We start from the raw sequence: 13,294 nt of genomic DNA, 5'->3' as shown, positions 1-13,294 counted from the left end.
GAATGGAATTTGTAATCCCTATTCTTCATAGAGACTGGGCGATCGGAATTACAAATTCCGTTTTATCTGTTCTCGAGATTGCAAATCTCGAGAAGCGGGGCTGCTATTCGGTATTTGAAATGCCGAATCCAGATGAATGGGATTTGTAATCCCTAATCTTCAAAGAGACTGGGCGATCGGAATTACAAATTCCGATTTATCTATTCTCGAGATTGCAAATCTCGAGAAGCATCTGCCACTTCAGATTTCCTTCAGATTTTTAGCCGAATATTAATTCAATTAGTTTTGAACCGATTGCCAAGCAATTTTGCCCATGAAGATATTATTGATAGAGGATAACAGAGAGTTGACCCAAAATATCATTCAATACCTTTCCCATGCAGGAATTATCTGTGAGGTAGCAGGCAATCTTTTTGATGCACAGGATAAAATTCTGTCCTTTGAATATGATTGTGTCTTGTTGGACCTGATGCTGCCGGATGGTAATGGTCTGAGTTTTTTGGAAATAATAAAAAAATTGAAGGTCAGACCCAACGTTCTGATCATTTCGGCCAAAAATTCTTTGGATGACAAAATCAATGGGTTGGACCTTGGAGCCGACGATTATTTACCTAAACCATTTCATTTGTCTGAGCTATTGGCCAGGTTAAAAGCTATATATCGAAGATCCAAATTAAGTGGTTCGGATGAAATAAGTTTCAATGAAATTGTGATACAACTTCAAAATCTGCAAGCCAACGTCCATGGAAAACCATTGGACCTGACAAAAAAAGAATTCGATTTGTTGGTATTTCTGATCACCAATAAGAACAGGGTTTTGGGGAAAAATGCTATTGCCCAGCACTTATGGGGGGATTACACCGATAATCTTCCAAGTTTTGATTTTATCTATCAGCATATTAAAAACTTACGAAAGAAAATATCCGAAGCCGGTGGAAACGATTACCTCACTACTGTTTATGGTATTGGATATAAATTTGGAGAACCCCAAACATGAAACTTCTAAACCTCCTTACCTCTGTTTATTTGATCATCATCATGTTGGCACTGCTGATAGGAGGATTTTTCATTTATAGAAAACTGGGTGCTGAAATTAATTTTGAGTTGGGAATGGAGTTGGACAGGCAAATAGAAGCTTATGCAGAAAGAATACGTCAGGGAATTCCACCTGAAGCCTTGGTCAATGAAAGATTGGAAATCATAGAATTGCCATATGAATTTTCTGAAGAGGATCTGAGTATCCGGGATACCATAGCCTATCACGACCCATTAAGCAGAGAAGAAAAACAATTGAAAGCGAGCAGGTCATTCAAAATAGAAAACAAGCATTTCAGAATTTCCTATTATAACTTAGTGGTTGAAGCAGAGGACATTACCGAGACAGTGGTTTATACCATGATGATTGTTTTCTTTATCCAACTGGTATTTTTGGGCTTGTTTTTCCGGGCTATTTCCAATTGGATTTTGAGACCTTTCCAGCAAACCTTACAAAAGATTCAACAATTTAATTTTCAGACCAACAAACCCTTACATTTTCAGGAAAGCAAAGTATCGGAGTTCAATCAACTCAATGAATTTTTGGAAAGGATGACTCAAAAACTGCTCAAGGATTACAGGCAGATCAAGGAATTTTCAGAAAACATATCCCATGAAATCCAAACCCCTGCTGCTGTGGTAGGAGGAAAATTGGAAAATCTGATGAATTTGGAAATGACTGAAGAACAAGCACATTTGATTTACTCTGCTTATCAAAACAACGAACGGATCCATCAGATTGTGAGGTCTTTAAGTTTATTGGCCAAACTTGAAAATGAAGAATTTGAACCTCCTTCCGAAATTGACTTATCCGAAATTCTAATCAAAAACATAGAACTGTTGTCGGAACTTATCATTTTAAGTGAATTGAAGCTTCAAACAGAAATCAAAGACAAAGTAATGGTGAAAATGCATCCCTTTATTGCCGAAATCATGGTCAATAATTTGTTGGGAAACGCCATCAAACACAATCTTAAAGGAGGTTGGATTAAAATTAAGCTTGATTTTCACCGGATGACTATCGAAAATTCAGGGCCTTCTCTACGACAGGATCCCGGCCAATTGATTGAAAGGTTTAAAAAAGAAAGCGATAAACCGGAATCAGTGGGCTTGGGTTTAGCAATTGTAAATCAAATATGCAAAACATATCAATTCAGTTTTGGTTATGCTACTGAGGAATGTAAGCATACCACTACAATTGATTTCAAATAGCCAACTTCAAAATTGAATCAGATTGTAAAGGTATTTTTGTAAAGTAAACAATCAAACCGAGTCTAATTCAATGAAACGCTTAAAGTTTTTTCTTACCGTTATTTTTCTGATCATCCTGGGCATATCCAACATATTTGGTCAAACCTATCCGGTGAAAGGTACTATTCTGGAATCTGATTCAAATAAACCGCTGGGGTTTGTTCAAGTTGCACTATTTTCATCGCAGGATCAGGCCAGACCTGTTAGTTTTTCCGATTCTGATGACAACGGGCTTTTTTCTCTTGAAGTCCCCAAAGGAAAATATACATTTAAAGCATTCTTTTTGGGTTACAAAGATTTTGTTCTTGAAGAAATTGAAATCAATGGACCAATTGATTTAGGTGAAATCAAATTGGCAGGCGATAGCCAAAATCTGGAGGAGGTAGTGGTACAGACTTCCAAATTGCCATTTAGGTCCAGTATGGAAGGAATTACAATAACACCTGAAAATAACCTGGCCAATGTGGGTGGAACATTATTGGATATTTTGAGAAATACTCCATCAATTATTGTATCGGAGGACGGTTCCATTTCCTTGAGGGGAAGTACAGGTACAAACATTTTGATCAATGGCCGTAACTCCTCCTTAACCCAAAATCTTGATCAATTGCCGGCCAGTGCGGTGGAAGAAATCAGAATCATCAATAATCCAAACGCCAGGTATGATGCGGAAGCTGAAGGCGGGGTAATAGACATCATCCTGAAAAAAGGACAGGACTTAGGTACACACGGTGGATTGGAAGCTACTTATGGTACCCGAAACAGGACAAACCTAGGCGCTAGAATGAACCATAGAAGTGCCAGACTCAACACTTTTGTAGGATATAATTTCCGGGATTGGAAAGATGTAGGAAACCGTCGTTCTACCCGGAATCTTTTTGAGGAGGAGGAGACTTTGAAACAAAATACTGAAAGCACCAATCGAAATGTAGGTCATAATTTGACCTATGGAGCTGATTATTACTTTGGAAACAACATGCTAAGCTATGAAGGCGTTTACCAGTCCAGTTTGGACAGGCAGATCAATACCCTTTTTGCAGAACTGGAAAGAGGTGGAACTGAACCGGAAGCTTTTGATTATGTCAGGAGGAACAATGAAAGTGAAACAGACACAGGATTGGATAACGCGCTGATTTTTGAACATAACTTTAAAGATAAAGGACATCTATTCAGAGCTACAGCCAGCCACTCTTTTAGAAACCAATTCAAAACTCAGGAAATAGACATTTTCAATAATACTTTAAATCCTATACCTGAAAACCTTACAGGTCAGGAACTTGCATACATTGATGAAATCAGAAACATCTCAGTCTTACAGGCAGATTATATCAAGCCACTGCAATATGGGAAGTTTGAGACCGGTGTGAAATCGATCCTCAGAAAATTCGACAACGATTACCAGTATTTCAGATTTAATGAAGCAGAGAATGAATTTGTTGAAGATGAACTTATCAGCAACAGATTTATATATGAAGATCAGATTTATGCAGGATATGCTTTGATTTCAGTTGCAAAATCCAAATTCGAATATTCACTTGGTTTGCGCGGAGAGATGACCGTAGTGGATACCTATCTTCAAAATACCGGTGATCGAAATCAGCAAAACTATTTCAATCTTTTTCCAAGTGTGCAAGGCCTTTACAATGTGAATGAAAAACATTCTCTTAAGTTCAGTTACAGCAGGAGGATTGACAGGCCAACAGCCTGGAGGCTAAATCCCTTTCCGGATATTACAGATAGTCTGAATGTCCGCAGGGGAAATCCCAACTTACAGCCTGAGATGATCAATTCATTTGAACTGGGCCACATGGCAAACTTTGAAAAAGCAAGCTTGACCTCCAATCTTTTTTATAGAAAAGTCAATGGCCAACTTGATTTTATTACTATAGTGGAAGATGGTATATCCTACTCCCAACCAGAAAATCTCCTTTCTGCCGAATCCTATGGTCTGGAACTAATTGGGACAGGCGAGGTAAGTAAATGGTATTCCATCAATGGAGGTCTTACCCTGTTCAGAATATCGGTTGATGGATCCAACATCGGGGAAGAATTCACCAATTCCGGCTTTGCTTGGAATGTCAAGGTAACCCAGGACTTTAAGTTACCTTTTGGGTTTAATTTTCAATTGGCAGGAAATTATGAATCACCTGAAATAGAGGCTCAAGGACGTGACTTGGCACAATATTTCATAGATGGAACACTACAAAAAAGCCTTTTTAACAATAAAGGCAGCCTGGCTTTGAGTGTACGGGATATATTTGATACGAGGAGATTTGCAGGCTTTGCGCGGACCAATTCATTTTCCCAGGATTTTTATTCCAAACAGGAAACGAGAATAGTTCTTTTATCAGCAAGGTTCAATTTCTAGGTTACAGGTTTATTCCATTAAAGCTTTCACATCTCAAGCTCATATTTCTGGATATACAGTTGTTTTCCGAATTCCAAGGTCTCAGATTCTTCCACCATCCTAAATCCATGCTTCTTGTACAAATGTACTGCTGAGCCCAGGTCATTGGTTGTCAAAAGAAAGCAATGCTTAAAATTCATTTCTTTCAAATAATCCATAAAAAGGATCATAAGTTTATTGCCGATTCCACTTCCCCTGAATTCAGGATAAATGAAAAAATATCGAAGTTGGGCCGTCTCATTACCCCTGTCCAACAGCATGAGGAAGCCCATTTTATAGGCATTGTGTTCACAGATCCAAACCCTGCTTTTATTGGGTTTTGGCAATTGTAGAAACTCTACAATTCCTTCAGTGACATATTGTTCAAAATGATACCCATACCCAAATTCCTCTTTATACAATTCACCATGGGATTGGATGACAAAACCTATATCACCCGGTTCAAAATCATTTCGGATTTTAATACCATCTAAAACGTCCCTTTTATTTGCCTTGGCCAGTATATTCTGTGCTTGTCCTAAGGAGGCAATAAATCTCCTCTTTTCATAAGGATTTAATAGGGAAATCAGGAATTCAATCCGGGTATTTGCAGATGTGTTTAATTGCTCCAAATACATTTTCCCTTTATCAGTAAGAAATAATGACTTAATCCTTTTATCATGCAAAGTTTTTCTTTGCTGAATCAATCCATTTTTTGTTAAACCGGAAATAATTCTACTAAGGTAACCTTTGTCTACTTGTAACTTCTCTGAAAGGCTTTTGCCCGTGGTGCATTCCCCTAAATCCAGTTCAAACATTATCCTGGATTCTATCAGGGACAAGGGACTGTTCAAAATGGTTTTATTCAACAAACCCAAATACTCCGTGTAGGTTCTGCTGAATTTTCTGATTGTATCTGTAAAATCCGATTGATGGGTCATGAACAAAGATAAAAATAAAGTTGCTTTTGTCAACTAAATAATTTCCCAAAAATTACGGGGGTTGTAAAGAGATAGAAAACAGATTCAATCAGACAAGAAGACCAAACACATTCAAAACTCTCTATAACATAATTCAATCTGGAGAGAAATATTGGATACTTTATCAAGCGGAAATGTTTTATCAAAATTATTTAAATTAAAAATCTACATCCCCATTTGATAATAATTCAATTTAATCACTACTTTTGAGCCTCGGTAAAAAAACAGAGGAAGTTCTGTTGTTTGAGAACTTAAAAAAAGGCAAATTTTAATTCGTTGATTTAGATTTTCTGCTGGATTGAGTTCTTGATTATTGAAGTTTTCGGGGTGTAGCGTAGCCCGGTATCGCGCCTGCTTTGGGAGCAGGAGGTCGTAGGTTCGAATCCTGCCACCCCGACAACAAAGGTTCATCTGAACTCAAAAGCCTGCAAATCTTACGATTTGCGGGCTTTTTTATTTTTTACGTATCAGTTCGATTTAGACAATTTCAGCAAAAATGAGACCTATTCGGTGAACCAAATGAATGGTTTATTTTAGTTCACCAGATTGATGCAAATAGCTGTAAAACAGATAGTTGCATCGCATAATTTGAACTGTTTTAGGTCTGTTTGAGTGACCTTGTGGAAGCAGTTCACCACGAGAGGAATCATTTTAACACAAACACTCAAAAGCTGAATTGTCATGAGAACTACAAACACCTTCGGAGTTCAGTTCATCACAAGAACGAACAAGGCCAAAGATGGCCTACTCCCAATCTATGCCAGGGTCACCGTTGATGGCCGCAGGGTAGAAATATCATTGAAGCGCTGGATCAAACCAAGCGACTGGAATGGCAGCAAAGGCATGGCCAAGGGCAGCCGGGAAGAAATCAAATCGCTCAATCATTATTTGGATGAGGTTCAGGCCCGTATCATGGAATGCTATCAGGAGATGTAGGTACAAAAGCGATTGATCACTGTAGATGCCATCAAAAGCATGTTCCTGGGTACAGACCAAAAGGACTTCACCTTATGCAAGCTGGTGGATTATCACAACCAGACAATGCGGGATACACTGGCGTGGGGCACGATGAAAAACTACTTCACCACTCAGAAGTATATCCATCGATTTTTGAAAGAGCGCTTTGGTACTACCGACATGTTCCTTTCGGAACTGTCTTATAAATTCATCACCGATTTTGAATTCTACCTCCGAAACTATAAACCCAAAGACCACCAGAAGCCGCTTGGCAACAATGGAGTGATGAAGCATCTGGAGAGGTTCCGGAAGATGGTGACAATGGCCGTGAAAATGGAATGGGTAAGCAGGGATCCATTTGACAAGTACCAGCTCAAATTCCATCGGGTGGATCGGGATTTCCTCAATGATGAAGAGCTGGAGGCCGTAGAGAACAAGGACTTCAAAATTGTCCGCCTGCAGTGGGTAAGAGATTTGTTTGTGTTCAGTTGCTATACCGGACTGGCCTACATCGATGCTATGAACCTTACCCCATCCAATATTACCATTGGCATTGATGGGGAATACTGGTTATCTACCTGCCGCCAGAAGACCGACCAGCCGGTAAGGGTTCCTATCCTTCCCAAAGCTTGGGAAATCATCGAGAAATACAAAACCCATCCAAGAGCTGTGCAGAGGGGGGCAATATTCCCAATGATTTCTAACCAAAAGCTGAACTCTTACCTGAAAGAAATTGCTGATCTGTGCGGAATTGAAAAGAACCTCACATTTCACCTAGCCAGGCATACTTTTGCTACTACAGTTACGCTTTGTAATGGTGTGCCACTGGAAACGGTTAGCAAGATGTTGGGTCACTCCAAAATTACAACCACGCAGGTTTACGCCAAAGTGGTAGAGAAAAAAGTGAGTGAGGATATGCAGAATCTAAGAGAGAAACTAGCAGCACCAAAATTGATGAGAAGGGCGAAATAGCCCTTTGTATTTAAGTACTTGCTTAAATAACTATCATTCCCTACCTTTGTTTAAGCAATTGCTTAAATACTATGAATACATGTATCCGTGTCTTTGCAGATAGCATCCAGATCAGTCGCTGCAGAGAAGACTTGAAAAACAAAGAAGAAAGCTTTTTAGAACTGGCCGATGTACTGAATCTGGCAGGTAATGCGGTTCGCCTCAAAATCCTGTACCTCTTGAAACAGGAAAATGAACTTTGCCCATGTGACTTGTCAGACATCCTGGGCATGACCGTGCCGGCCGTCTCCCAACATCTAAAAAAACTGAAGGATGCGGGAATCGTGACGACCAAAAAATCCGGTCAAACCATCTTCTATTCAGTAGAAGAGCAAAGTCAGCGAATCATTTCATCAGTGCTCGATTTGTTTAATCTCCCAAATACAATTCCTGCCTTATGAAAAATTCTCTTTTAACTAGCGGTATTATGGCTGCACTCTTAAGTTCACTTTGCTGCATCACCCCAGTGCTTGCACTAGTGGCCGGTGCAAGCGGGATTGCCTCCACTTTCTCCTGGCTGGATCCTGCAAGACCTTTTTTTGTCAGCCTCACAGTTGTAGTGTTGGGGTTTGCTTGGTATCAAAAACTCCTGCCTGCCGGCAGGCATGGTAGACCAAAGGCCAAAGATGAAATTGATTGTACATGCGAGCCTGGCGGAAAAGATATAAAACCCAACTTTTGGCAGACCCAGAAGTTTTTGGGGATAATCACCGTTTTTGCTACCCTGATGCTCACATTCCCGCTATATGCGCACATTTTCTACCCGAAAGCCGACAAGCAAGTGATCATCGTTGATAAGACCGATATACAGACCGTAAATTTTGGAATCAAAGGAATGACTTGTCAGGGCTGTGCAGCGCATGTGGAGCACGAAGTAAATAAGATCAGTGGTATCCTTAGAGTAGCTGCTTCTTACGAACAGGGGAATGCCATCGTTGAGTTTGACAAGTCCAAAACAAGCGTTCCGGAAATTGAGAAAGCAATCAACTCTACAGGATATTTAGTGACCAATTAAAAAGCAAACTAATGGAAGTCATCTTAGAATCCACCATCACCTGCCCAAAGTGCGGACACCAAAAAGAAGAGACCATGCCAACAGATGCATGCCAGTACTTTTATGAATGCGAATATTGTAAAACTATCTTGAAACCTAAACCTGGGGACTGCTGTGTTTACTGTAGTTATGGCACCAGTCCATGTCCACCTGTTCAGCAGGGAGGTAAAAACTATTGTTGTTAACAATATAACAATAGGGCCTTTTTGATTATTTATAAAAGTCGGGAAGCCTATTATGCTGGAAATATTTCCGCTGCAAGGACCCTCTCACAAAATGCCACAGAAATAATTTGTTTAATCGGGGCAGTGTATAAAGTCAAATAACAAAGCGGTAAAAAAATTGATTGCCTTTTTTCTATTTTACCGTAAAATAAAAAGCATCAGTTTATCAATTACAAAAACCCCATTCCAGTTTTCATTTTCACCGATCCTTTCCACCACCTCGCAAAAGGCCTTGAATTAGCCAACATTACTGGATGAATTAATTGGTCACCAAAAATTTACATATGGATAATAACCTTTTCCATGAAAGACTATCATTTGTTTGCTGGTTTTATACATATTTAGAGAATATTTACGCGATTCATTGTTTCTCTTTTTATTGGAACCTATCCATGCAGCCTCTGTAATATCACAAACTGAAGCGGTATCAATTTTAATTGGATATAATTGACTTGCCTGTCCTCGGTACTGTGAATGGGAAGTGTTCCGGAATCACCGTAGAGATATTCAAAACCATTGCTGCCATTCAATTCTACCTGTATGTATTCGGTTTTAAATTTGGTAGACGATATGTTGAAGGCCACAATAATTTCATCATCAAAGAGGATGCGTGAGAACGCCAGCAAACATTCTTTGCATTCGGGTAAGTGGAAATGAAGCCCATCGGTAGAGACCGGCCTGATTTGCATACGCCCGAATTTTAATACCTTGCTTCGCTTTCGCAAGCGGGCTATTTGTGCGATACTTTTATACAGGTGTGATTCTTTATTTAGAGCATTGGTATTTTCATCTTCCAGACTGAACATGGCTTCCCGAACGTACCAATCGCCTTCACCCGAACCATCAAAACCCTGTTCGGTGCCGTAGTAGATACAAGGTGTACCCAATGCGCAGAGCAAAAATCCAATTCCGGCAATGATCTGTTCATTATTAGCATCTTTTCCAAAACGGTGCTTGATAGCTTGCCCTACCTGGTCGTGATTATCGAGAAAAGTCACAAGAAATTCTCCGAACTCGCCCCGGTTAAGGGCATGCTGCCTCAATGACTCATAGCGCTCGATCAGCCGCTCCGGTGAAGCCTTGCCCAATATTACATCTGGAAGAATGTGATGCAATGGAAAATCCAAAACTGAATTAAGGCCGTAATAAATAGTTTTGTCGTTTACCGCCACGGGAGTCTTGGGCCCGATATAGTTATTATACAAATTCTCCGGGCCTACTAACTCACCAAAAAAGAAAAAATTCTTCTTGCCCAGCTTGTAAGCGTATTCCCGTACCGATGAGCAAAAACGACTGATCGCTATTTCACTCATGTGTTTCACAGCGTCAAGCCGGAATCCGTCCACATCCACTTCGCGTAGCCAGTAGCAATGAATTTTAACCAGCAACTCCTGGAGCCATAACGATTGTGGAGAGTCATTCAAGGCAAAAGCCTTTAAGTCCATAAAGTCTCCGTCACGTGTTTCGGGCACGGCATCGTAGTTTCGAATCCTTCCCCTGCGGGCATACAACTCCTGGTTTCGCAGTTCCGTTGGAACGGGCCGGTCTTCGTATCGCCAGCCGCCAAAAGGAAATACGGTTCCGTTATAATAGTAGTATGGCTCATCTCCCGGGTAGAACCAGTTGTCCCCAGAATGATGCAGAACAATATCCAGGAACACGCGCATGTCGAGCGCATGGGCCTTGTTCACCAGTTCTTCAAGGTCTTGTTTGGTTCCAAACCGTTTATCTACCTCAAGGTAATTCTGAATGGCATACCCGTGGTATGACTGCGGATTATTTTCAAACAGCGGACTCAACCACAGCGCAGTACAACCCAGGTCATGAATGTAATCGAGGTGATCAATTATGCCGCGAATGGTTCCGCCACATGTACGTTGCAATTCGTCAGGCTTGCCAAAACCTGTTTGCCGGTCGGTGCTGTTTTGTGGTTTACGATCATGACTGTCATGAAAGCGGTCAACCAGCAGGAAATAGATAAATTCTTCCCGCCACTCCCGGTGACAATTTTGCCAGTACTTTTTGTCTGACTTTGGTTCTAGATTTATTTCGTTGATAGATCTCATGAGAAATTGCGTATTCAGGACAAACACAGGCCCTAGTTAACATTGATTTTGAAAAGAAATTTAAACAAATAATTGTCTAAATAACATAAGGCATGTCATTCTTAAAATTGATTTTTATCAGGGGATTATATTTTCAAAACCAATTTTGATAGCCCTAAGATTTCCTTGTCAGTGAATATAGGCGAGATTAGCATTTATGAAGAGCATAGATTATCTAAATCTTCCGGAGAACAGATGCTTTATTGTTAAACAAAGGGCGATTAATAATTTTCATTTGAAATTTTAAGTTGTTCTACCTTCCCTTAATGCAAAATAGCCTTTATTAAAGGGTTAAAGGGGTTGATTAAATGACTTATATCATGTTATCCAATGATCTGAATCAATGGATTTCTTGACCCTGTCATTTACCTTTGAATAAACAAGAAGGAGGAATAGGACTCCTATAATAAATTTAAATTGGCTTAAAAAGCTAAATCAATGATGCGTTTCTTACATATCGCCCTTATAATAGCAATGCTTCTCCCTGGCAAAGGGATGGCAGTGTTTCAGCACTTTTGTGGGGGCGAACTGATCAGCTTCGAGCTTTTTCTAAAACACCACGAACCATGCTGTGACGATCACAGCAACCCTTGTGATGGCTGTGAGGATCAGGAAACCATCTTCTCTCTCGATGATTTCAGGACACCTCATTCTGACATTCCTGTCATTGCTTCTTCACCAGCGGCAATGGCTCAGCCATCTTTCCATTTGCCTTGTACACATTTTTTCGAGTCAAGAAACTACACAACTCCTAAAAAGGCTCCCCCCGGCTGGTCAGGGCGGTATCGCTCTATCCTGTTCCAGTCATTTCTTCTTTAGCTGACATCTGAATATCAGTTAGTTGCCTGGGTACGAAACCTTTGGACAATGTCGGAAATGGTTCTGTGTAATATAGCTGTTCCGGGATATTCGAACAGCATTAGACACGATCTATCCGACAAAACTATCATCAAGTTTCTTTAAACAGACTTTCAACAAAATGTTAAAATCATGAAAACGTTTTATAAAATTCAATTGGTATTCATTGCCTTGACACTGATGGTGATCAATACCACATACGCCCAACAACCAGGCTTGCAGTATTTCAGGCCAAACGATAAAAACGGCCTGAATGTATTCGAGCCCTCAAAAGAGGATACAGTTATCTTTGATGGATTAAAAGTGAGGGTTGGTGGCGATTTCGCCATGCAGTTTCAAGGTATTAGGCAAAGCAATACGGCAGGTAACCTGACCAAACTGGGATCAGACTTCAATTTGCCGTCTGCCAACCTCAACCTGGACGTCCAGGTATTGGACGGAGTTCGCATGCATCTTAGGACCTATCTTTCTTCCAGAGCACACAACGAAGCATGGATTAAGGGTGGATACATGAGAGTGGATAATCTTGACTTTGTTAAACCTGGGTTTCTGGAGGGAGTGATGAAATATGCAAGTATTACCATAGGGTTAGATGAGTTCAACTATGGGGACGCACGTTTCAGGAGAACGGACAATGCCAGAGGTATTTTCAACCCCTTTGTTGGCAACTACATTATGGATGCTTTTTCAACTGAAGCATTTGGTGAAATTACTGTTCAAAAAAATGGTCTTTTGGCTGTAGTTGGGCTCACAAACGGTAAGCTCAATCAAAATGTAACGGTTACCGATAATACCGACAACAAGCCATCATTTTATGGCAAACTTGGATTTGACAAGCAACTTAATGAAGACTTCAGAGTGCGGTTAACAGGTTCCTGGTATATCAATAATGGTACATCAACTGGAACCTGGTTATATGGTGGTGACAGGGCAGGGACCAGGTATTATAATGTATTGTACACATTACCTGATGCCAATGGAGTTGCTGAAGGAGGTCCAAGAGATGGAAGGTTCAATGCCAGATTCACAAAACTTACCGCCTTACAGATCAATCCATTCATCAAATTCAAGGGACTGGAATTCTTCGGGATATATGAGTTGGCCAATGGCAACAATGAATTTACCCAGCCCCAATCAGATACTGAAGGGGGCTTCACACAGCTTGCCGCTGAACTTCTTTATCGGTTTGGTACAAATGAAAAGTTCTACATAGGTGGAAGGTACAATACAGTAAATGGCAAGATGAGAGAAAGTGCCACTGAAAACCTGGATATCAGCAGACTCAATCTTGGTGGCGGTTGGTTTATTTCCAAAAATGTCCTGACCAAATTGGAATATGTGAAGCAAAGCTATAATGGCGAGGCATGGACTGGCAGATTTGCCGGAGCTGAATTTAGTGGAGTGACGTTGGAAGCTGTTATCAGCTTTTGATT

Annotated in this window: 13 protein-coding genes and 1 tRNA gene; 12 read left to right on the top strand and 2 right to left on the bottom strand. The window is 40.3% G+C overall.

Features of this window, described 5'->3' with window-relative positions:
* Positions 1–2 precede the first annotated feature (2 nt).
* The 4 genes from B9A52_RS25640 (at position 3) to B9A52_RS16645 (ending at position 4,654) form a co-directional block, all read left to right on the top strand.
* A complete protein-coding gene (locus tag B9A52_RS25640) occupies positions 3–149 on the top strand; it encodes a hypothetical protein (protein WP_157370188.1) in 147 nt (48 codons plus the stop codon).
* Positions 150–313: 164 nt separating this feature from the next.
* Entirely contained in the window at positions 314–997 is a 684-nt protein-coding gene (locus tag B9A52_RS16655; RefSeq protein WP_084121542.1) for a response regulator transcription factor, read from the top strand.
* Positions 994–2,247 carry a sensor histidine kinase gene (locus B9A52_RS16650; protein ID WP_084121541.1) on the top strand — a complete coding sequence of 418 codons (1,254 nt, stop codon included), beginning with the start codon at positions 994–996 and terminating at the stop codon, positions 2,245–2,247. Before B9A52_RS16655 ends, B9A52_RS16650 begins: the two co-directional genes overlap by 4 nt.
* Before the next feature lie 70 nt (positions 2,248–2,317).
* On the top strand, positions 2,318–4,654 hold the full coding sequence (locus B9A52_RS16645; protein WP_084121540.1) for an outer membrane beta-barrel family protein: 2,337 nt from the start codon (positions 2,318–2,320) through the stop codon (positions 4,652–4,654).
* A 26-nt stretch (positions 4,655–4,680) separates the two neighbouring features.
* On the opposite strand, the gene B9A52_RS16640 is transcribed toward B9A52_RS16645, so the two are convergent.
* Complete coding sequence (locus tag B9A52_RS16640; protein WP_084121539.1) at positions 4,681–5,613, bottom strand: bifunctional helix-turn-helix transcriptional regulator/GNAT family N-acetyltransferase; 933 nt, start codon at positions 5,611–5,613, stop codon at positions 4,681–4,683.
* Positions 5,614–5,975: 362 nt separating this feature from the next.
* On the opposite strand from B9A52_RS16640, the gene B9A52_RS16635 reads away from it, so the two are divergent.
* The 6 genes from B9A52_RS16635 (at position 5,976) to B9A52_RS26200 (ending at position 8,859) form a co-directional block, all read left to right on the top strand.
* Positions 5,976–6,049: transfer RNA gene (locus tag B9A52_RS16635), tRNA-Pro, on the top strand.
* Between the two features lie 284 nt (positions 6,050–6,333).
* On the top strand, positions 6,334–6,588 hold the full coding sequence (locus B9A52_RS26205) for an Arm DNA-binding domain-containing protein (protein WP_231955268.1): 255 nt from the start codon (positions 6,334–6,336) through the stop codon (positions 6,586–6,588).
* Between the two features lie 12 nt (positions 6,589–6,600).
* Positions 6,601–7,581 (top strand): site-specific integrase, encoded by a 981-nt coding sequence (locus B9A52_RS16630; RefSeq protein ID WP_231955266.1) that lies wholly within the window; start codon positions 6,601–6,603, stop codon positions 7,579–7,581.
* 71 nt (positions 7,582–7,652) lie between these two features.
* The gene (locus B9A52_RS16625; RefSeq protein WP_084121538.1) at positions 7,653–8,021 is read left to right on the top strand and encodes an ArsR/SmtB family transcription factor; all 369 of its coding nucleotides are present in this window, start codon (positions 7,653–7,655) and stop codon (positions 8,019–8,021) included.
* A complete protein-coding gene (gene merTP / locus B9A52_RS16620; RefSeq protein ID WP_084121537.1) occupies positions 8,018–8,635 on the top strand; it encodes a mercuric transport protein MerTP in 618 nt (205 codons plus the stop codon). The genes B9A52_RS16625 and merTP overlap by 4 nt, the downstream gene beginning before the upstream one ends.
* A gap of 11 nt (positions 8,636–8,646) precedes the next feature.
* Positions 8,647–8,859, top strand: a complete 213-nt coding sequence (locus tag B9A52_RS26200; RefSeq protein ID WP_084121536.1) for a GDCCVxC domain-containing (seleno)protein — start codon at positions 8,647–8,649, stop codon at positions 8,857–8,859.
* Between the two features lie 425 nt (positions 8,860–9,284).
* Here the strand turns inward: B9A52_RS26200 and B9A52_RS16610 are convergent, their stop codons facing one another.
* Entirely contained in the window at positions 9,285–10,964 is a 1,680-nt protein-coding gene (locus tag B9A52_RS16610) for an alpha-amylase family glycosyl hydrolase (RefSeq protein WP_084121535.1), read from the bottom strand.
* Positions 10,965–11,441: 477 nt separating this feature from the next.
* Between B9A52_RS16610 and B9A52_RS16605 the strand changes: the two genes are divergently transcribed.
* On the top strand, positions 11,442–11,822 hold the full coding sequence (locus B9A52_RS16605; RefSeq protein WP_084121534.1) for a hypothetical protein: 381 nt from the start codon (positions 11,442–11,444) through the stop codon (positions 11,820–11,822).
* Between the two features lie 171 nt (positions 11,823–11,993).
* Complete coding sequence (locus tag B9A52_RS16600; protein ID WP_084121533.1) at positions 11,994–13,292, top strand: hypothetical protein; 1,299 nt, start codon at positions 11,994–11,996, stop codon at positions 13,290–13,292.
* The last annotated feature ends 2 nt before the right edge of the window (positions 13,293–13,294 follow it).

Source organism: Aquiflexum balticum DSM 16537 (genome assembly GCF_900176595.1).
Taxonomy (GTDB): Bacteria; Bacteroidota; Bacteroidia; order Cytophagales; family Cyclobacteriaceae; genus Aquiflexum; species Aquiflexum balticum.
Note: the sequence above shows the minus strand (reverse complement) of the source record. Positions and strands in the feature narration are given on the sequence as shown.